18 protein-coding genes are annotated in these 18,433 nt (G+C 64.8%); 11 read left to right on the top strand and 7 right to left on the bottom strand.

Features of this window, described 5'->3' with window-relative positions; all coding sequences use genetic code 11:
- Positions 1-12: 12 nt before the first annotated feature.
- On the bottom strand, positions 13-1,047 hold the full coding sequence (locus tag ACVWY5_RS39925; protein WP_028337877.1) for an aspartate-semialdehyde dehydrogenase: 1,035 nt from the start codon (positions 1,045-1,047) through the stop codon (positions 13-15).
- Positions 1,048-1,163: 116 nt separating this feature from the next.
- Here ACVWY5_RS39925 and ACVWY5_RS39920 point away from each other — a divergent pair, with 116 nt between their 5' ends.
- Positions 1,164-1,958 carry a hypothetical protein gene (locus tag ACVWY5_RS39920; RefSeq protein WP_028337878.1) on the top strand — a complete coding sequence of 265 codons (795 nt, stop codon included), beginning with the start codon at positions 1,164-1,166 and terminating at the stop codon, positions 1,956-1,958.
- Between the two features lie 176 nt (positions 1,959-2,134).
- Entirely contained in the window at positions 2,135-2,539 is a 405-nt protein-coding gene (locus ACVWY5_RS39915) for a hypothetical protein (RefSeq protein ID WP_028337879.1), read from the top strand.
- 175 nt (positions 2,540-2,714) lie between these two features.
- Here the strand turns inward: ACVWY5_RS39915 and leuB are convergent, their stop codons facing one another.
- Positions 2,715-3,827, bottom strand: a complete 1,113-nt coding sequence (leuB, locus tag ACVWY5_RS39910) for a 3-isopropylmalate dehydrogenase (protein WP_028337880.1) — start codon at positions 3,825-3,827, stop codon at positions 2,715-2,717.
- A gap of 264 nt (positions 3,828-4,091) precedes the next feature.
- On the opposite strand from leuB, the gene ACVWY5_RS39905 reads away from it, so the two are divergent.
- A complete protein-coding gene (locus ACVWY5_RS39905) occupies positions 4,092-4,955 on the top strand; it encodes an EamA family transporter (protein ID WP_028337881.1) in 864 nt (287 codons plus the stop codon).
- An 89-nt stretch (positions 4,956-5,044) separates the two neighbouring features.
- Positions 5,045-6,223 carry a YbfB/YjiJ family MFS transporter gene (locus tag ACVWY5_RS39900; protein ID WP_321177176.1) on the top strand — a complete coding sequence of 393 codons (1,179 nt, stop codon included), beginning with the start codon at positions 5,045-5,047 and terminating at the stop codon, positions 6,221-6,223.
- A 126-nt stretch (positions 6,224-6,349) separates the two neighbouring features.
- Here the strand turns inward: ACVWY5_RS39900 and ACVWY5_RS39895 are convergent, their stop codons facing one another.
- The 3 genes from ACVWY5_RS39895 to ACVWY5_RS39885 all read right to left on the bottom strand — a co-directional run bounded on the left by ACVWY5_RS39895 (position 6,350) and on the right by ACVWY5_RS39885 (position 8,603).
- Positions 6,350-7,135: a molybdopterin-binding protein gene (locus tag ACVWY5_RS39895; RefSeq protein WP_028337883.1), complete on the bottom strand. Its 786-nt coding sequence runs from the start codon at positions 7,133-7,135 to the stop codon at positions 6,350-6,352.
- 104 nt (positions 7,136-7,239) lie between these two features.
- Positions 7,240-7,872: a cytochrome b/b6 domain-containing protein gene (locus tag ACVWY5_RS39890; RefSeq protein ID WP_028337884.1), complete on the bottom strand. Its 633-nt coding sequence runs from the start codon at positions 7,870-7,872 to the stop codon at positions 7,240-7,242.
- 179 nt (positions 7,873-8,051) lie between these two features.
- Positions 8,052-8,603, bottom strand: coding sequence for a fasciclin domain-containing protein (locus ACVWY5_RS39885; RefSeq protein WP_028337885.1), 552 nt, complete (start codon positions 8,601-8,603; stop codon positions 8,052-8,054).
- 326 nt (positions 8,604-8,929) lie between these two features.
- Between ACVWY5_RS39885 and ACVWY5_RS39880 the strand changes: the two genes are divergently transcribed.
- A complete protein-coding gene (locus ACVWY5_RS39880; RefSeq protein WP_028337886.1) occupies positions 8,930-10,330 on the top strand; it encodes an MFS transporter in 1,401 nt (466 codons plus the stop codon).
- Between the two features lie 230 nt (positions 10,331-10,560).
- Here the strand turns inward: ACVWY5_RS39880 and ACVWY5_RS39875 are convergent, their stop codons facing one another.
- On the bottom strand, positions 10,561-11,322 hold the full coding sequence (locus ACVWY5_RS39875) for an SDR family oxidoreductase (protein WP_028337887.1): 762 nt from the start codon (positions 11,320-11,322) through the stop codon (positions 10,561-10,563).
- Positions 11,323-11,408: 86 nt separating this feature from the next.
- On the opposite strand from ACVWY5_RS39875, the gene ACVWY5_RS39870 reads away from it, so the two are divergent.
- Both ACVWY5_RS39870 and ACVWY5_RS39865 read left to right on the top strand, forming a co-directional pair.
- Entirely contained in the window at positions 11,409-12,935 is a 1,527-nt protein-coding gene (locus ACVWY5_RS39870; RefSeq protein ID WP_028337888.1) for a malonate--CoA ligase, read from the top strand.
- Positions 12,936-13,082: 147 nt separating this feature from the next.
- Positions 13,083-13,571 carry a hypothetical protein gene (locus ACVWY5_RS39865; protein WP_028337889.1) on the top strand — a complete coding sequence of 163 codons (489 nt, stop codon included), beginning with the start codon at positions 13,083-13,085 and terminating at the stop codon, positions 13,569-13,571.
- Between the two features lie 64 nt (positions 13,572-13,635).
- Here the strand turns inward: ACVWY5_RS39865 and ACVWY5_RS39860 are convergent, their stop codons facing one another.
- The gene (locus tag ACVWY5_RS39860; RefSeq protein WP_028337890.1) at positions 13,636-14,496 is read right to left on the bottom strand and encodes a sulfite exporter TauE/SafE family protein; all 861 of its coding nucleotides are present in this window, start codon (positions 14,494-14,496) and stop codon (positions 13,636-13,638) included.
- 162 nt (positions 14,497-14,658) lie between these two features.
- On the opposite strand from ACVWY5_RS39860, the gene ACVWY5_RS39855 reads away from it, so the two are divergent.
- The 4 genes from ACVWY5_RS39855 (at position 14,659) to sdhA (ending at position 18,423) form a co-directional block, all read left to right on the top strand.
- Positions 14,659-15,564, top strand: a complete 906-nt coding sequence (locus ACVWY5_RS39855; RefSeq protein ID WP_321177177.1) for a LysR family transcriptional regulator — start codon at positions 14,659-14,661, stop codon at positions 15,562-15,564.
- Between the two features lie 229 nt (positions 15,565-15,793).
- Positions 15,794-16,192 carry a succinate dehydrogenase, cytochrome b556 subunit gene (sdhC, locus tag ACVWY5_RS39850; RefSeq protein ID WP_028337891.1) on the top strand — a complete coding sequence of 133 codons (399 nt, stop codon included), beginning with the start codon at positions 15,794-15,796 and terminating at the stop codon, positions 16,190-16,192.
- 14 nt (positions 16,193-16,206) lie between these two features.
- On the top strand, positions 16,207-16,581 hold the full coding sequence (sdhD, locus tag ACVWY5_RS39845; RefSeq protein WP_085964893.1) for a succinate dehydrogenase, hydrophobic membrane anchor protein: 375 nt from the start codon (positions 16,207-16,209) through the stop codon (positions 16,579-16,581).
- A 3-nt stretch (positions 16,582-16,584) separates the two neighbouring features.
- A complete protein-coding gene (gene sdhA, locus ACVWY5_RS39840; protein ID WP_028337892.1) occupies positions 16,585-18,423 on the top strand; it encodes a succinate dehydrogenase flavoprotein subunit in 1,839 nt (612 codons plus the stop codon).
- The last annotated feature ends 10 nt before the right edge of the window (positions 18,424-18,433 follow it).

Genomic DNA, 18,433 nt, shown 5'->3' with positions numbered 1-18,433 from the left:
CCGCGGCAGCTTTTATGCCGCCTTCTGCTTGGCGGTGATCAGCTTGCGGTTGATCAGGACTTCGGCGATCTGCACGGCATTGAGCGCCGCGCCCTTGCGCAGGTTGTCCGACACGCACCAGAACGACAGGCCGTTCTCCACCGTCGCGTCCTCGCGGATGCGGCTGATATAGGTCGCGTCCTCGCCGGCCGCCTCATAGGGCGTGACGTAGCCGCCCGGCTCGTGCTTGTCGATCACGAGGCAGCCTGGCGCGCGGCGCAGGATGTCGCGCGCCTCGTCCGGCGTGATCGGATTGGCGAACTCGACATTGACGGCTTCGGAGTGACCGACGAAGACCGGCACGCGCACGCAGGTCGCGGCGAGCTTGATCTTCGGATCGAGGATCTTCTTGGTCTCCGCCATCATCTTCCACTCTTCCTTGGTGTAGCCGTCTTCCATGAAGACGTCGATCTGAGGAATGACGTTGAAGGCGATGCGCTTCGGAAACTTCTTATTGACCAGCTCGTCATTGGTGTAGACGGCCTTGGTCTGCGAGAACAATTCGTCCATCGCGTCCTTGCCGGCGCCCGACACCGATTGATAGGTCGAGACCACGACGCGCGTGATCGTCGCCTTGTCGTGCAGCGGCTTCAGCGCGACCACGAGCTGCGCGGTCGAGCAGTTCGGGTTGGCGATGATGTTCTTCTTGGTGAAGCCGGCGGTCGCATCCGCGTTGACCTCCGGCACGATCAGCGGCACGTCCGGGTCCATGCGCCAGGCCGAGGAGTTGTCGATCACGACCGCGCCGGCGGCGCCGATCTTGGGCGACCATTCCTTGGAGACCGAGCCGCCAGCCGACATCAGGCAGATGTCAATGTCGGAGAAGTCATAGTGCTCGAGCGCCTTCACCTTCAGCGTACGGTCGCCATAGGAAACCTCGATGCCGACGCTGCGGCGCGAGGCCAGCACGACGACCTCGTCGGCGGGGAATTTGCGCTCGTCGAGAATGTTGAGCATTTCGCGCCCGACATTGCCGGTCGCTCCGACCACCGCGACTTTGTAACCCATCGTTCACTCTCCGACGAAAAATGCCCGTTCCCCCGCCAGCTGCGGAAAGGGAAGAGGCAGCGCTTCTATGCGAGAAACCCCGTCAAGACAACGTTGCGTAGCTTTTGAGCGTTTTGATGCGTTTATTTCGGGCCGATCCGGCCGCGCCCCATCATACGAGAATTCCGTCAGCACTGACGAGCTTCGTCGACGAGGTGTACGCCACGCTCTCCCGGCTGTTCGCCTATGTCGCCGTGCTCGCGCTGTTCGTCGTCCTCGGCAACTATCTATGGCAGCAACTGCCCGACGCAACGGCGATGGCGGCCCCTGCCGCCGCAGGCTGGAGCCCGGCCGGCCGCACGGCGCCGGCCTTTGCCGTGAGCCGGATCGATCTTCGAGATAAAACAGAGACTTACGAGATCCTCCGGCACCCCGAGGGCGGCCGCAAGGACGTCTTCCGCTGGGCCGATGCCACCGGTGCAGCGGTCGCCGAGCTGGAAATCTATCGCCCCGGCGGCGAGGCCATGGGGCCCGCGGTCACCGAGATTGCCGGGCGGCTCGACCCGAGCGGCGTCCGCGAGCTCGAGGCTGCCGGCATCGTCGACAGCAAGTTCGGCGGCGTCACCCTGCTGCGCCCGGCGCGGCAGGACGGCGACCGCGCCTGCCTCAGCTTCCTCAAGCAGGCCGACGCGCCTGACCTCCGGATCTCCGGCTGGACCTGCCAGGGCGCCAGCCTGCCGGCCCGGCGCGCCGCGATCGTCTGCATGCTGAACCGCCTGACCCTGCTGGCCGCGGGCAACGATCCGCGGCTCGCCGCCCTGTTCGCGCATGCCGAGCTCAAGCGCACCGACTGCGTTACCTCCGGCGCGCCCGCCCTGTCGGCCGACTGGGTCATGGGCAGCGAGAACCCACGCCTGCGCGGCGCCCTTTGATGGCGAGACCGTGGCAAGGCACTGGTTTTCATGAAACTTTTGCGCTTGGACACGCATTATCTCAGCCGGTGTGGCGCAATTGACCTAGTGACGACCTCCCCACCATGGCTACAATGTGTTCCGAGTGATTTTGGCGGACGCGCCAGCCCCGATGGGGCCGTAATGACGAGGATGCGATGACCTTGAAATTCCCTGCCGCGAACAAGCTCGTGGTGTTGCTTGCCGCGGCTGCCGTCACCGCAACCGCGTTCGGCATGACCGCGGCCAGCGCGCAGAGCCCGGCCAAGCGCAAGCAGCAGGAGCAGTATGACCGCGACGGCCGCCGCTATTACGGCGCCCAAGGTCCGAACCGTGTCTATCAGCAGGGTCCGCGCACCCGCGTTTACGTCACCACGCGCTCCTGGCTCGACGCCGGCACCGAAGTGCTGCCGGGCGACCGCAAGTTCAACGACTACGCCTATCCGCCGGAGATCGGTTATCCCACGTTCGCGCGCGAGAACAACAACCGCCCGATCGATCGCCAGCCGCTCAGCCCGCCGGCCGATCTCGGCGGCTATCCGCGGAATTTCCCGCTGTACTGAGAATTTCGGCCAACAGCCGATACGAAAATGCCCGGCTCCGGCCGGGCATTTTTTTATTCGCTGTCATTCCGGGATGGTCCGAAGGACCAGACCGCAGATGCGCAATTGCGCATCTGAGAATCTCAAGATTCCGGGTTCGATGCTTTCGCATCGCCCCGGAATGACGGCAGAGCTGTCACGCGTGCAGCTTCTGCAATTCCTTCAGGATCGCCTCGCCCATCTGGCTCGTGCTGGCCGGCGTGGTGCCTTCCGACTTGATATCGGCGGTGCGCAGGCCGCTGGCGAGCACGGCCGCGATCGCGGCATCGACCTTGTCGGCAAGTTCGCCCATGTCGAAGGAATAGCGCAGCGCCATGCCGAATGACGAGATCATCGCGATCGGGTTGGCGAGGCCCTTGCCCGCGATGTCGGGCGCCGAGCCGTGCACCGGCTCGAACAGCGAGCGCCGCTTCTTCGTTTTCGAGTCGACTTCGCCGAGCGAGGCCGACGGCAGCATGCCGAGCGAGCCGGTCAGCATCGCCGCGATGTCGGACAGCATGTCGCCGAACAGATTGTCGGTCACGATGACGTCGAACTGCTTCGGCGCCTTGACCAGGTTCATGCCGCCGGAATCGGCGAGCTGGTGCTCCAGCGTGACGTCCTTGTATTCGCGCGCGTGAACCGCCGTCATGACCTCGTTCCAGAGCACGCCCGACTTCATGACGTTGCGCTTCTCCATCGACGTCACCTTGTTGCGGCGCTTACGCGCCAGGTCGAAGGCGACGCGGCCGATACGCTCGATCTCGTAGGTGTCGTAGACCTGGGTGTCGATCGCGCGCTTCTGGCCGTTGCCGAGATCGGTGATGGTTTTCGGCTCGCCGAAATAGACGCCGCCGGTGAGCTCGCGCACGATCATGATGTCGAGGCCCTCGACAACGTCGCGCTTCAGGCTCGAGGCCTCGGCGAGCGCCGGGTAGCACACCGCCGGACGCAGATTGGCGAACAGGCCGAGATCCTTGCGCAGCCGCAGCAAGCCGGCCTCGGGGCGGACCTCATAGGGCACGCTGTCCCACTTTGGACCGCCGACCGCGCCGAAGATCACGGCGTCCGCCGCCGTCGCCTTGGCCATGTCGCCCTCGGAGATCGATACCTTGTGGGCGTCATAGGCGGAGCCGCCGACCAGGCCCTGCTCGGTCTCGAACTTCGCGATGCCCTGCGCATTCAGCCAGTCGATCAGGCGCTGCACCTCGGCCATCACTTCGGGGCCGATGCCGTCGCCGGGGAGAAGCAGCAGTTTATGGGTCGCCATGGTGTTACCTCGAGCTAATCGTTGTTGTCGTTGCCGGGCAAGAGCGCGAAGCGCGTCCTCGCACAGATGACCCGGCAATCCATCCCGCTTCGAAAGGTCTCTCTGAAGATGGATGGATGCCCGGGTCGAGCCCGGGCACGACGAGCGGGGGAAATCCGGCCGGAGTGCTAAAACGCCGGAGCCGGATTGGCAAGGCACCCCGGATCGGCCCAGAATGGTCCCAACGGGCAACCCGCGCCTTCAGAAGCCAACAAGACGGATCCCATGACCGCAGCCATCGTCTACGCCTTCGCCTCGGCCATTTTCCTCGGCGCCGGGGTGGTGCTGGCGCAGCTTGGCCTGCGCACCGTCGAGCCGCTGTCGGGCGCCGCGATCAGCGTACCCTCTTTCACCCTGCTATTCCTGGTGCTGTCGCCGCTGATCCTGCATGGCGAGCCGGTGGTCTGGCGCGCACTGCCGATCTTCATAGCGATCGGGCTGTTCTTCCCGGCCTCGCTGACGCTCCTGACCTTTGCGTCGAACCGGGCGCTGGGGCCGGTCATCACCTCGACGCTGGGCAATCTGGCACCGCTGTTTGCGGTCACCGCCGCCGTGGTGCTGCTGCACGAGCCCTTGCTGCCGCAGCAGCTCATCGGCCTCGTCGTCGCGGTCGCGGGCGCCGCCATCATCACCGTGACGAGGCCGCGCGGCCTCGGCCATTGGCGCAGCTGGGCGCTGCTGCTGCCGCTCGCGAGCGCGCTGGTGCGCGGCATCGTGCCGCCGATCGCCAAGCTCGGCCTTGCGATCTGGCCGAGCCCGCTATGGGCCTGCCTGGTCGGCTATGTCATGTCCTCGCTGGTGGTGCTGACCGTGCAACGGGTCCGCAAGGGCAGCTTCATGGTGCAGGCGCCGCGCGAGGGCCGATTCTGGTTCGCGCTGACCGGGATCAGCAACGGGCTCAGCGCGCTCAGCCTGTTCGCCGCGGTCCGCAACGGCCCGATCACGCTGGTGGCGCCGCTCGCCGCGATCTATCCGCTGGTCACCGTGGTGATGAGCGCGATGATGCTCAAGCATGTCGAGATCACGGCGCGGATCGTCGGCGGCACCCTGCTGACCGTGATCGGCGTTGCGCTGGTCCTGATCGCCTGATTGCCTGATACGCAAGACAGTGTTGCGGGCATCGGCGCTGGGCAGCGCCGCCGCGGCCTGTCACAATGGCCGCATTGCCGGAGTGAATTGTGAGAGCCCCCGCCCCGTCCTACCCGCATCCCGCGCGGCTGATCCTTATTCTGTCGCTCGCACCGACGGTCGGTCTCGGCATCGGCCGATTTGCCTATTCGCTGGTGCTGCCCGACATGCGCGACTCGCTGGCCTGGTCGTATTCGGCCGCCGGCTTCATGAACACGATCAATGCCGCCGGCTATCTGGTCGGCGCGCTGCTCGCCTCGCGCCTGATCGAACGCTTCGGACTTGCCGCATCGGTGCGCTGGTCGACGCTGGCCTGCGCGCTGTCGCTGGCGCTTTGCGCCCTCACGGGCAATTTCGTGGTGCTGAGCTTTGCCCGCCTGCTGGTCGGCTTCGCCGCCGCGATCGGCTTTGTCGGCGGCGGCGCGCTCGCGGCGACCATCGCGCAATCGCGACCCGAACGCGCGAATTTCCTGCTCAGCCTGTTCTATGCCGGACCGGGCGTCGGCATCCTCGCATCGGGCTTGATCGCGCCCTTCGTGCTGCAGGGTTTCGGCGCCGGCTCGTGGTGGATCGTGTGGTGGGCGATGACGCTGCTTTCCGCGATCATGACCGTGCCCCTGATGCTGGCGCCGCTCCACGCGAACAGCGCCGCCGGCGGCATCGTGCGGACCCAATTGCCTGTCATGCCGGTCCTGATCTACCTCGCCGCCTACTTCCTGTTCGGCGCTGGTTACATCGCCTACATGACCTTCATGATCGCCTATGTCCGCGACGGCGGCGGCGGTGCGGCTGCACAGAGCGCGTTCTGGAGCCTGATCGGCGTCAGCGCATTCGTGACGCCCTGGGTCTGGGGGCGGGTGCTGGCGCTCGACCGCGGCGGGCTCGCCACCACCATCATCCTCGGCGTCAACGCGCTCGGCGCCAGCCTGCCGATCTTCGGGCATTCGCCGCTGCTGCTGGCGATCTCGGCGCTGGTGTTCGGCGTCGCCTTCTTCGCCGTGGTCGGCTCGACCACCGCCTTCGTGCGTTTCAACTACCCGCCGCAATCCTGGCCGACCGCAATCGCGGCGATGACCATCGCGTTCGGCATCGGCCAGACGCTCGGACCGATCGTGGTCGGCGCCATCACCGACGCGGTCGGCAGCCTGTCATTTGCGTTGAACGTCTCGGCCGCGATGCTCGCGCTCGGCGCGCTGCTGTCGGCGTTTCAGAGGAAGGTCGGGCCGTAAGCCTGCGTCGTCCCGGCGAAGGCCGGGACCCATAACCACAGCTGGTTGTGATGGAAGGAAGCGTCTCCCCTCGTAGCTATTCCCTCGGCCGCGGAGTATGGGTCCCGGCTTTCGCCGGGACGACGGCTAACTCCCGCTGAACGAATTGTAGCCCTGGTCTTCCCAGTAGCCGCCCTTGTAATCGTTGGTGACTTCCATCGAGAGCACGTATTTCGGGTTCTTGAAGCCGAGCTTGGTCGGGACCCGGATCTTCATCGGAAAGCCGTAGGCGCGCGGCAGGATCTCGTCGGCGAATTTGAACGTCATCTGGGTCTGCGGATGCAGCGCCGAGCGCATGTCGAGCGGCGAGTTGTAGCCGTCCTTGTCGGCGCACTGGAACCAGACATATTTGGCACGGGTGTCAGCACCGACCAGCTTGAGGAAATCGCGCAACGGCGTGCCGGTCCAGCTACCGATCGCGCTCCAGCCCTCGACGCAGATGTGGCGCGTCACCTGCTTGACCTGCGGCAGCTTGTACAATTCGTCGAGCGTCCAAGACTTCTTGTTCTCGACCAGCCCGCGCACTTCGAGCTTCCAGTCCGCTGCCGCAATCTCAGGCGCGTCGTCGAGATCGTAATAGGCGTTGAACGGGAACGGCTTGGTGATCATGCTCTCGCGGAAGGTCGGCGCCAGCGCATCCGGATTGAACATCCAGGCCTGCACGGCGTCGTTGAACTTCGAGACCTGCTTCAGCATTTCCTCGGCCGACGATGAATCGACCACGTCGCACCCGGTGAGCAGCGTTAGCGCGCCGAGGCTGGTGCCCGTCGTGATGAAGCGACGGCGCGTCAGCTCCGGCATCGTCTTCACCGCATCGCGCACGAGCAGCTTCTTGTCGACACCGGGGATCAGGAGCTTGCGGAGACGACCCATGACAGACCTCCTACAGCATGATCCGGAAAAGTGCGAAGCGGTTTTCCGAAAAGATCATGCTCAAGAAACAAGAAGCTAAAGCGCGATGACGATCTCATCGCACTTTAGCGTCCGATGATCATGGCGCGCAGGCTCTTCGGCACCAGCAGCGCGAGCGCGACATGGATCACCAGGAAGGCGACGATCAGCGCCATGCAGGTGAAATGAACATAGCGGGCGAAATCGTAGCCACCGAACAGCGACACCAGCCAATGCAGCTGCACCGGCTTCCACATCGACAGGCCGGACAGCACGATGACGACGCCGACCACGATGATGCCGGCATAGAGCAGCTTCTGCACCGAATTGTATTTGCTGAGATCGTCATGCGACAGCTTGAAGGTCAGCGCCGCCTTGGTATCGGCAATCACGCCGCCCGGGGTGATCGGCAGCAGCTTCTTGCGGAAGCGGCCGGTGGCGAAACCCAGCGCCAGATAGACCAGGCCGTTGACCATCAACAGCCACATCGCGGCGAAATGCCAGAGCAGCGCACCGCCGAGCCAGCCGCCGAGCGTGATGCTCCGCGAGAAGGTGAAGCCGAACAGCGGCGAGGCGTTGTAGATCTGCCAGCCGGACATGATCATCAGGATCATCGCGAAGGCGTTGATCCAGTGCACCATGCGCACCCAGACCGGCTGGATCGCCTTCGCGGGTGTCGCGGTCTCTGCCTGGTGGTCGCTGACGGCAAGGCTCGTCATGGGATATCTCTGCTCGTGGTCGTTACCGGGTTATACGCCCGGAACCGGCGTTCCGTTACGGGGGCAGGCATCATCAGTTTGATATAGGCTGCTTCATTTGGTCACAAAAATGCGAGCCGGGGCGAGGCGCCGGCTCGCGGTTTCGTAAGGCGTTTGGGACCAAATCGGGCCGTCGGGTGTTACGTCGCCGGCATCAGCACGGTGTCGACCACATGGATGACGCCGTTCGACTGGTTGACGTTGGAAATCGTCACCATCGAGCTGCCGCCCTTGGCATCGACGATCCAGACCTTGCCGTCCTGCTTCTTGACGGTCAGCTCCTCGCCCTCGGCGGTCTTCAGCTTCTTGCCGTCGGTAAGGTCGGAGGCCTCGAGCTTGCCCGGCACCACATGGTACGTGAGGATCTTGGTCAGCGTCGCCTTGTTCTCGGGCTTGACGAGGCTGTCGACGGTTCCGGCCGGCAGCTTGCCGAACGCGGCATTGGTCGGCGCGAACACCGTGAACGGGCCCTTGCCTTCCAGCGTGCTGACCAGGCCCGCGGCCTTCACCGCGGCGACGAGCGTGGTGTGGTCCTTCGAGTTGACGGCGTTTTGCACGATGTTCTTCGACGGGAACATCGCGGCGCCGCCGACCATCACGGTCTTTTCCTCGGCGCGGACCGGCGCCACGACAGTGGACGTGATCGCAAGCGCGCTGAAGGCGGCGGCGAGATAGGCAATACGCTTCGACATGGTTTCGTCTCCCGATGAGTAGGCCGACCGGCGAGGCTTCGCCGGCGTTGAAGGGGCAACAACGGCGCGTGCTGGTTGATGAGTGCGTCGTCGTTGGCCGAGCTACGGCAGGTTTTCCGGACGGTTTCCGGAAATAATTCTTTGTGATTGTTGAAACCGAGCGGCGTGCGCTGCGTACGCGCGACGCTTCGCGCAACCCGCCAGGCATTCCATTCAGCGGAATGGACGCGTGCGCTGCCGCGAGCAATTTGCTTGCCGCTGCTCTTCGATTGGTTCAGCTTGAGGTTGCGGCACGGCTTCGCAGAAAGCGGCCGCGGGGAGGCAGCATGAGCAGCATCACGGCTGACGACCACGCCGCACCTGCGGTGAACGATGCAAGCAGCGACGTCGGTCCGCTCGAGCAGAAGCACCTGCAATACGCCAACTACCGCGCGGTTGCGGACACGACCGAGATCACGAAAACGCATTGGCACATCGCCACCGCCAACGCGCTCGGCTGGGGCTTTGACGGCATGGACGGCGTGATCTTCGCGCTGATCTCGCCGATGGTGATCAAGGAATTTTCGCTGAGCCTGCCGGAATACCGCTCCGGCATGCAGATCGCACTGTTCGTCGGCATCGCCGGGCTTTATTTCTGGCCGTGGCTCGCCGACCGCTACGGTCGCCGCACGCTGCTCGCCGTCAACATCGCGCTGTTCTCGCTTCTGATGCCGGTCGCGGCGATGTCGCCGACCTTCGCGGTGTTCGTGATCGCGCGCTCGCTGTTGTTCTTCGCGCTGAACGGCGAATGGTCGCTCGGCTCGATGCTGGTGGCGGAAACCTGGCCGGCCCGGCTCCGCGGCCGCGTCATCAGCATCACCCGCTCGGCCTGGTGTCTCGGCGCCACGCTCGCCGGTGCGATCACGGGCCTGGTGGCCGCCAATTTCGGCTGGCGCATCGCTGTCATGGTGCCCGGCGTGATCGCGCTGCTCGCGATCTATATCCGCTCCACCTGCCCGGAATCGCCCTATTGGGTGCGCGCGCAGGACCGCAAGCGGCGCATCTCGGAGAAGCTGGCGCGCGGCGGCACGGTCAGCGCCGAGGACAGCGCCTGGTTCGGCAAGGCCAAGTCAGTCGGCATCCGCCAGGTGTTCATGCCCGACGTGCTGCCCGCCACGCTTGTCGCGCTGTTCGTCGCCTGCGCCTCGACCTGCATCTACGGCACGGTCGGCGCCTGGATGCCGCTGTATCTGTCGACCGAGAAGCACTGGTCGACCGCCGAGTACAGCCTGTTCTACGTGTTCTACGGGCTCTGCGGCTTCCTTGGACTGTGCGTGGTGGGCTGGCTGATCGACAAGATCGGCCGCCGCCGCACCTTCATCATCACCCTGATCGAGGGTGCGATCTTCATGACGCTTTGGGTCTATTCCGAGGACCGCGTACTGCTATGGGCATTCGGGCTCGCCTGGTGTCTCGGCTTCCTCGGCTTCTGGGGACCGAGCACAACGCTGACCGCGGAGATCTTCCCGACCCGGATCCGCGGCGCCGCCAACGGCGTGGTCTGGGCGATCGCCTATTTCGTCGGCTTCGTGCTGTTCCCGTTCGTCTCGATCGCGCTCCAGCAGCACACCGGCTCGTTCGCACTGTCGTTCCTGTGCATCCCCGTGCTGATGATCGCGATGGCGGTCGGCGTGTTCCTGTTCGTGCCGGAGCATACCGGGAAGGAATTGAACGAGATCATCGAGTGAGTCGTAGCGTAGTCGCCAATCCGGACTGCGGATTAATGGCACACTGTCGTCCCGGCCAAGCCAACGGGTCGGCGCGAAGCGCCTCCCGATGACAGGCTCCGCGCGAGCCGGGATCCATAACCACGAACGGCCGTTATCGGGCGTCGCCGGAGCCACAGCGCGACCAACAATCCGACCCTGTGGTTATGGGTCCCTGCTTTCGCAGGGACGACCCGTTGAGAGAGCTTGGCCTAATCCCGGTTCGCCGGCGTCTGGATGAAGCCGCGGTTGTGGGTCGGGCTGATCAGGATCTCGTTCATGCAGACCCGTGCCGGCATGCTGGCGACGAAGGCGATGGTGCGGCCGCAATCCTCGGGCTGCAGCATCTTGGCCTGCTCGGCTTCGCTCGGCACCACCGGCCGCTGCTTCAGGATCGGGGTCGCGACCTCGCCCGGCGACAGGCAGCAAGCGCGCAGGCCGTTGACGCATTCGTCCATGTTGAAGGAATGGGTCAGCGCCAACACCGCGTGCTTGGTCGTGGTGTAGGCGGGGCCCGGCATCTTCGAGACGTGGCGGCCAGCCCAGGAGGCGACGTTGATGATGCAGCCGTCCTTCTGCCTGCGCATCGTCGGCAGCACGGCGCGCATGCAGTAGAGCACGCCGTTGAGGTTGATCTCGACGAGCTTGTCCCAGCCTTCCAGTTCCATGTCGGCCCAGCTCCGCTTCGGCACGTTGATGCCGGCGCTGTTGACCAAAAGGTCGATGCGGCCGTGCCTGCCGACGATCGTCTCGGCGGCCTTGTTGACGTCGGTCTTGTTGCTGACATCGAGCGGGATCGCCTCGGCCTTGCCGCCCTTTTTGGTGATGTTGGCCACCACGCGGTCGAGCTCTTCCTTGCGGCGGCCGGAGACCACCACCGTCCAGCCGTCCGCAGCCAGGAACTCCGCCCCGGATTCGCCGATTCCGGTGCCGCCGCCGGTGACCCAAGCCACGCGTTTCCCATTATTTGTCATGCAAACTGTCTCCGTTGCTTTCTGAAGGGCGTTTTTGCTAATCCAGCCGAAATCTTCCGGCCCTTCGCCCCTCGGGGAATGTTTGCATGAACACGACCACCAACGCCAATCTGTTTTCCCGCCTGTTCGACGGCCTCGACGACCCCAACCGGCTCGCGATCGAGCAGCTCGACGGCAGCCGCATCTCCTATGGCGATTTAATCGCGCGCGCAGGCCAGATGGCGAATGTGCTGGTTGAGCACGGCGTCAAGCCCGGTGACCGCGTCGCGGCGCAGACCGAGAAGTCGGTTTCGGCCCTCGTGCTGTATCTCGCCACCGTGCGCGCCGGCGGCGTCTACCTGCCGCTCAACACCGCCTATACGCTGAACGAGCTCGAATACTTCATCACCGATGCCGAACCGGTGCTGGTGGTCTGCGATCCTTCCAAGCAGGATGGCATCAAGGCGATCGCCGCCAAGGTGGGTGCCAAGGTCGAGACGCTCGATGCCAGCGGCAAGGGTTCGCTGACCGTGGCCGCCGACAAGGCGGCGAAGGAATTCGCCACGGTGCCGCGCGGCAACAACGATCTCGCCGCGATCCTCTACACGTCGGGCACCACCGGCCGCTCCAAGGGCGCGATGCTGTCGCACGACAATCTGGCCTCGAACTCGTATTCGCTGGTCGACTACTGGCGCTTCAGCGACAAGGACGTGCTGATCCACGCGCTGCCGATCTATCACACCCACGGCCTGTTCGTGGCGAGCAACGTGACGCTGTTCGCACGCGCCTCGATGATCTTCCTGCCGAAGTTCGATCCGGACGTGATCATCAAGCTGATGGCCCGCGCCACCGTGATGATGGGCGTGCCGACCTTCTATACCCGCCTGCTGCAGAACCCCGGCCTGAACAAGGACGCGACCAGGCACATGCGGCTGTTCATCTCGGGCTCGGCGCCGCTGCTCGCCGATACCCACCGCGAATGGTCCGATCGCACCGGCCACGCCGTGCTCGAGCGCTACGGCATGACCGAGACCAACATGAACACGAGCAACCCCTATGACGGCGACCGCGTGCCCGGCGCGGTCGGCTTCGCGCTGCCCGGCGTCTCGGTGCGGGTCACCGATCCCGAGACCGGCAAGGAGCTTCCGCGGGAAACCATCGGCGTGATCGAGGTCAAGGGCCCGAACGTGTTCCAGGGCTACTGGCGGATGCCGGAGAAGACCAAGGCCGAATTCCGCGCCGACGGCTTCTTCATCACCGGCGACCTCGGCAAGATCGACGACAAGGGCTATGTCCACATCCTCGGCCGCGGCAAGGATCTGGTGATCTCCGGCGGCTTCAATGTTTACCCGAAGGAGATCGAGAGCGAGATCGATGCCATGCCCGGCGTGATCGAGTCGGCCGTGATCGGCGTGCCGCATGCCGATTTCGGCGAAGGCGTCACCGCCGTGCTGGTCTGCAGCACGGGTGCCGATGTCAGCGAGGCATCGGTGCTGAAGGCGCTCGACGGGCGGCTCGCGAAGTTCAAGATGCCGAAGCGCGTCTTCGTCGTCGACGAACTGCCGCGCAACGCAATGGGCAAGGTGCAGAAGAACATTCTGCGGGATACCTACAAGGATATTTACGCGAAATAAGCTCCGTAGCCCGGATGGAGCGAAGCGAAATCCGGGACCACTCTATCAGCTGCGAGACCCCCGGATTGCGCCTCGCTCCATCTGGGCTAGGCGCTGCGGAAATAAGTGCGCAAGGATCTTTACAGGACGCGGTGACGGGGACCCGGCATGGATCGAGAGCAGGCGGCCGAACTGAAAAAGCGCCTACTGAACGTGGGCCGAGCACTCGATCGTACCGTCATGGCCACGGGGCAAATCGACCAGGCCGAGCGCGACGCCTTGTGGGGGCATCTCAACGAACTGTACGAAATCGTCCACCGAAAGCTGTTGGTGGGCATCTATGCCCAGCATCCGGACCTAAAACCTCCACCGAGGCCCCCGCATTTCTTCGGCGAATTGACGTGGAGCGAGGTACTTCTCCCGCCATCGGTGACCGAAGATCAACTGGACGAAGTCATCTTCTCGCTTTTGAAGTCCCGCTGGCGGAAAGTTGTGGCGTTCGTGACCGATGCGGAAAAGCGCTTCAAGGAACTCGGTTGGACTATCACCTATGAGGCGACGGCGGCCCGATTGCAGGCGCTCTCTGATTTGGATCGTATCGAGAGCGCTGGCGATCTGCGATACTGGGGCAACAGCGAGGTCCGGTTGAAGCACTGACTCCGGCTGTTCACCGGCATGAACCCCGGATTACGCTTCGCTCCATCCGGGCTACGCGCTGCGGCTAATGCCCGCCGGCGAGGCTGATCACGAACCGCCCGCCGACGATGAAGAGATAGGCCCCGAACGCCACCTCCAGCGCCCGCTTCGACAGCGCGTGCGCGACCTTGACGCCGAGCGGCGCGGTGACGAGCGTGGTCGGCATCACCAGCAGCGCCCCGATCAGCGAGACGTAACCGAGCGCGAATGGCAGTTGCAGCGCGGCGACCTCGGGAAAGCGCGCGGCGGCGGGCCAGCCGGCATAGACATAGCCCAGCGCACCGGGAATCGAGATCAGCACCGCAAGCGCGGAAGACGTCGCGACCGCCTGATGGATCGGCCGGCCGTAGAAGGTCATCAGCAGATTGGCGAACAGGCCACCGCCGATGCCCATCAGCGTCGAGAGCAGGCCGACGAAGAAGCCGTAGACGCGCATCAAGAAATCCTTCGGCACGTCGTCGCCGAACTTCCAGGTCTCGCGCGCCAGCAGCAGGCGCGCGGCCGCCGACCACGCCACCATCACGAACACGATCTTGAACAGCCGCTCCGGCGCGAAGCGCGCGGTGACGCTGCCGGCGGCGACGCCGATCACGATCGGCAGCCACCAGCGCTTCAGGATCTCCATGTCGACCGCGCCGCGACGATAATGGGCGCGGAACGAGCTCAGCGATGTCGGGATGATGATCGCGAGCGAGGTGCCGATACACAGCGGCATCCGCACCTCGAGCGGCACGCCGGCGAGGCGAAAGCATTCGTAGAACACCGGCACCAGGATCGCGCCGCCGCCGATGCCGAACAGGCCGGCGAGAAAGCCCGACAGCGCCCCGACCGCGATCAGCAGCAGCGCAAGCTCGAGCAGTTCCTTGGGATCGAGGCCGGCCATCATGTCCTTAGCAGTATCGATGTAGGGCCACGCCAGGCTCTCCGGCGCTGTCCTGTGACTGTTCGCGGTGAGCAATAGCCCCTTTTGGGATTCGGGAGTATCTATGCTCTTGAGCAGGCTCTCTTGCGAAATGCGGAAGGATCGGGCTTGGACCAGCTTGCGGCGATGGCGGCCTTTGTCCGCGCGGTCGAGAGCGGCAGCCTGTCGGCGGCCGCGCGCTCGCTGCCGAGCTCGCTCACCTCGGTGAGCCGGCAGATCAGCGCGCTCGAGGAGCATTTCGGCACCCGCCTGCTGTTGCGCACCACCCGCCAGCTCGCGCTGACCGACGACGGGCGCATTCTCTACGAGCGCGCGAAATCGATCCTCGGCGAGGTCAGGGAGATCGAGGCGGCGCTGGCGCGCGACCCGCATCAGCCATCAGGGCGGATCCGCGTCAGCTCGCCGGGTCTGATCGGTCGGCTCGTGATCGCGCCGCTGCTGGTCGAGTTTCTGCGCCGCTATCCGGCACTGTCCGTCGACCTTCTTCTGGTCGACCGCGCCGTCGACATGGTCGAGGAGGACATCCATCTGGCAATACGCATCGGCCGCTTGCGTGACTCGCAGCTGATCGCGCGGAAGCTCACCGATCTGCAGATGATCGTGTGCGCGTCGCCGGACTATCTGGCTCGGCGCGGCGCGCCGCGGACACCGGACGATCTTGCCGGGCATGACTGCCTGGTGTTTTCCGATTCGCCCGGCAGCGCGGAGTGGCGCTTTGCCGACGACGGCAGCAAGACGGGTCGCAAAATCCGCATATCCGGTCGGCTCTGGATGAATAGCCTCGACGCGCTGGTCAGCGCGGCGCGGGAGGGGGCCGGCATCGTCCGCGTGCCGTCCTGGCAGGTGCAGTCCGAGCTCGCCGACGGTCGCCTGGCACGCCTGCTGATCGACCACGAGCCGGCGCCGACTCCGCTGCATCTGATGCTTCAGCCGTCACGCCTCGCATCGCCTAAGATCAGGGCATTTGTCGATTATCTGGTGGAACAGTGGGGTAAAATCGATGCATTGCGGAGCCCGTTTTCGGGCAGCTAAGCGCGCCGATCGATCCACGAATATTTAGATTCACTACTTGGTTCGCCAGACCTTGCATCTGGTATACCACACTGCGGATCAACCAGAATTCGGCAACTCTAACAATGAACTTCGGTTCGACCGAAGGCTATTTGGCCGTTGCGCGGGGTGATCCGACTCCGTAAATAGAACTCCTCTACCGCGTTCCCCGATGGGCCGGCCGCGGTCCCTCACAACATAAAGCCCGCCGATGACCGCCAGGATCGAACGACCGCTTTCACCCCATTTGCAGACCTACCGGTGGACGCTGACGATGGCGCTGTCCATCGTCCACCGCGCCACAGGTTTGGCCCTCTATTTCGGCACGCTGCTGCTGGCCTGGTGGCTGATCGCCGCCGCTTCCGGCCCCTCAGCTTACGCCAACGTCCAGGCCTTCACCGGCAGCGCGATCGGCAAGCTGATCGTGTTCGGCTACACGTGGGCGCTGATGCACCATCTGTGCAGCGGCATCCGGCATTTCGTCTGGGACCTCGGCTACGGCTTCAAGGCCAATGAGCGCGAAGCCCTGACCTGGGGCGCGCTGGTCGCCGGCATCGCGCTGACCGTTTTGGTCTGGATCATTGCCTACGCCGTGGGAGGTGGACGATGAGCGGCCCCTCCTCAATGCGCACGCCGCTGGAGCGCGTCCGCGGCCTCGGCTCCGCGCACACCGGCACGGGCGATTTCTGGCGCCAGCGCCTCACCGCCGTTGCGATGACGCTGCTGATCGTTCCCGTGATCGTTGTGGTGATCACGCTGATCGGCCGCAACCATGCCGGCGCGGCGCAGATCCTCGGCTCGATCCCGATCGCCATCATCCTGCTGCTCTTCATCATCGCCAGCACCTGGCACATGAAGATCGGCATGCAGGTCGTGATCGAGGACTACATCCATAACGAAAAGCTGAAGATCGCCAGCGTGATGGCGAACAACTTCTTCTGCGTCGCGGTCGCGTTGGCCTCGATCTACGCAATCCTCAAATTGTCGTCGGGAGTTTGATCCATGGCCGGTGAAGGAAACGGCAAGGCCACCAACGGTGGCCCGGCCACGAACGGCAAGGCCTACCCGATCCAGGACCATACCTACGACGTCGTCGTGGTCGGCGCCGGCGGCGCCGGCCTGCGCGCAGTGGTCGGCTGCTCGGAAGCCGGGCTGCGCACCGCCTGCATCACCAAGGTGTTCCCGACCCGCTCGCACACCGTGGCGGCGCAGGGCGGCATCTCGGCCTCGCTCGGCAACATGCATCAGGACGACTGGCGCTGGCACATGTACGACACCGTGAAGGGGTCGGACTGGCTCGGCGACCAGGACGCGATCGAATACATGGTGCGCAACGCGCCCGACGCGGTCTATGAGCTCGAGCATTGGGGCGTTCCGTTCTCGCGCACCGAGGACGGCAAGATCTATCAGCGCCCGTTCGGCGGCATGACCATCGACTTCGGCAAGAGCCAGGCGCAGCGCACCTGCGCCGCCGCCGACCGCACCGGCCACGCCATGCTGCACACGATGTACGGCCAGTCGCTGCGCCACTCGGCCGAGTTCTTCATCGAGTTCTTCGCCATCGACCTGATCATGGACGATCAGGGCGTCTGCCGCGGCGTGATCGCGCTCAAGCTCGATGACGGCACGCTGCATCGCTTCCGCGCCCAGACCACGATCCTGGCGACCGGTGGCTATGGCCGCGCCTATGCTTCCTGCACTTCGGCGCACACCTGCACCGGCGACGGCGGCGGCATGGTGCTGCGCGCCGGACTGCCGCTGCAGGACATGGAGTTCGTCCAGTTCCACCCGACCGGCATCTACGGCTCGGGCTGCCTCGTCACCGAAGGCGCCCGTGGCGAAGGCGGCTATCTCGTCAACTCCGAGGGCGAGCGCTTCATGGAGCGCTATGCGCCGTCGGCCAAGGACCTCGCCTCGCGCGACGTCGTCTCGCGCGCGATGACGATCGAGATCCGCGAAGGCCGCGGCGTCGGCAAGAAGAAGGACCACATCTTCCTGCACCTCGATCACCTCGATCCGAAGGTGCTGCATGAGCGGCTGCCGGGCATCTCCGAATCGGCGAAGATCTTCGCCAATGTCGACGTCACCCGCGAGCCGATCCCGATCGTGCCGACCGTGCACTACAATATGGGCGGTATCGCAACGAACTATCACGCCGAGGTGCTGACCAAGCGCAACGGCGACGACAATTCGGTGGTGCCGGGCCTGATGGCGATCGGCGAAGCGGCCTGCGTCTCGGTGCATGGCGCCAACCGCCTCGGCTCCAACTCGCTGATCGACCTCGTGGTGTTCGGCCGCGCCGCCGCGCTGCGGCTTGCCGACAAACTGACGGCCAACGCCAAGCAGCCGGAGCTGCCGAAGGATTCCGCCGACCTCGCGCTCGGCCGGCTTGATCATTTCCGCCATGCTTCCGGCGGCACGCCGACCGCGAAGCTGCGCGACAGCATGCAGCATGTGATGCAGAACAATTGCGCGGTGTTCCGCACCGGCGACGTGCTGCAGGAAGGCCAGAACCTGATCCACAAGGTCTATGGCGGCGTCGGCGACATCTCGGTGTCGGACCGCTCGCTGGTGTGGAATTCCGATCTGATCGAGACGCTGGAATTCGACAATCTGATCGTGCAGGCGGTCGTGACGATGGATTCGGCGGCGAACCGCACCGAAAGCCGCGGCGCGCATGCGCGCGAGGACTTCCCGGACCGCAACGACAAGGACTGGATGAAGCACACGCTGACCTGGATTGATCCGGCCGGCAAGACTGCGATCGAGTACCGTCCAGTGCACAGCTACACGATGACCAATGACGTGCAGTACATCCCGCCGAAGGCGCGGGTCTACTGAGAACGAAGGC

The organism is Bradyrhizobium sp. USDA 3256 (genome assembly GCF_054058275.1).
This window is presented reverse-complemented; position numbering and strand designations above follow the sequence as displayed.

Bases quoted from the DNA above. Each gene is read 5' to 3' on its own strand.
- ACVWY5_RS39925 (WP_028337877.1), bottom strand. From the start codon at position 1,047: ATGGGTTACAAAGTCGCGGTGGTCGGAGCGACCGGCAATGTCGGGCGC.
- ACVWY5_RS39920 (WP_028337878.1), top strand. From the start codon at position 1,164: ATGCGTTTATTTCGGGCCGATCCGGCCGCGCCCCATCATACGAGAATT.
- ACVWY5_RS39915 (WP_028337879.1), top strand. From the start codon at position 2,135: ATGACCTTGAAATTCCCTGCCGCGAACAAGCTCGTGGTGTTGCTTGCC.
- leuB (WP_028337880.1), bottom strand. From the start codon at position 3,827: ATGGCGACCCATAAACTGCTGCTTCTCCCCGGCGACGGCATCGGCCCC.
- ACVWY5_RS39905 (WP_028337881.1), top strand. From the start codon at position 4,092: ATGACCGCAGCCATCGTCTACGCCTTCGCCTCGGCCATTTTCCTCGGC.
- ACVWY5_RS39895 (WP_028337883.1), bottom strand. From the start codon at position 7,135: ATGGGTCGTCTCCGCAAGCTCCTGATCCCCGGTGTCGACAAGAAGCTG.
- ACVWY5_RS39890 (WP_028337884.1), bottom strand. From the start codon at position 7,872: ATGACGAGCCTTGCCGTCAGCGACCACCAGGCAGAGACCGCGACACCC.
- ACVWY5_RS39885 (WP_028337885.1), bottom strand. From the start codon at position 8,603: ATGTCGAAGCGTATTGCCTATCTCGCCGCCGCCTTCAGCGCGCTTGCG.
- ACVWY5_RS39880 (WP_028337886.1), top strand. From the start codon at position 8,930: ATGAGCAGCATCACGGCTGACGACCACGCCGCACCTGCGGTGAACGAT.
- ACVWY5_RS39875 (WP_028337887.1), bottom strand. From the start codon at position 11,322: ATGACAAATAATGGGAAACGCGTGGCTTGGGTCACCGGCGGCGGCACC.
- ACVWY5_RS39870 (WP_028337888.1), top strand. From the start codon at position 11,409: ATGAACACGACCACCAACGCCAATCTGTTTTCCCGCCTGTTCGACGGC.
- ACVWY5_RS39865 (WP_028337889.1), top strand. From the start codon at position 13,083: ATGGATCGAGAGCAGGCGGCCGAACTGAAAAAGCGCCTACTGAACGTG.
- ACVWY5_RS39860 (WP_028337890.1), bottom strand. From the start codon at position 14,496: ATGATGGCCGGCCTCGATCCCAAGGAACTGCTCGAGCTTGCGCTGCTG.
- ACVWY5_RS39855 (WP_321177177.1), top strand. From the start codon at position 14,659: ATGGCGGCCTTTGTCCGCGCGGTCGAGAGCGGCAGCCTGTCGGCGGCC.
- sdhC (WP_028337891.1), top strand. From the start codon at position 15,794: ATGACCGCCAGGATCGAACGACCGCTTTCACCCCATTTGCAGACCTAC.
- sdhD (WP_085964893.1), top strand. From the start codon at position 16,207: ATGCGCACGCCGCTGGAGCGCGTCCGCGGCCTCGGCTCCGCGCACACC.
- sdhA (WP_028337892.1), top strand. From the start codon at position 16,585: ATGGCCGGTGAAGGAAACGGCAAGGCCACCAACGGTGGCCCGGCCACG.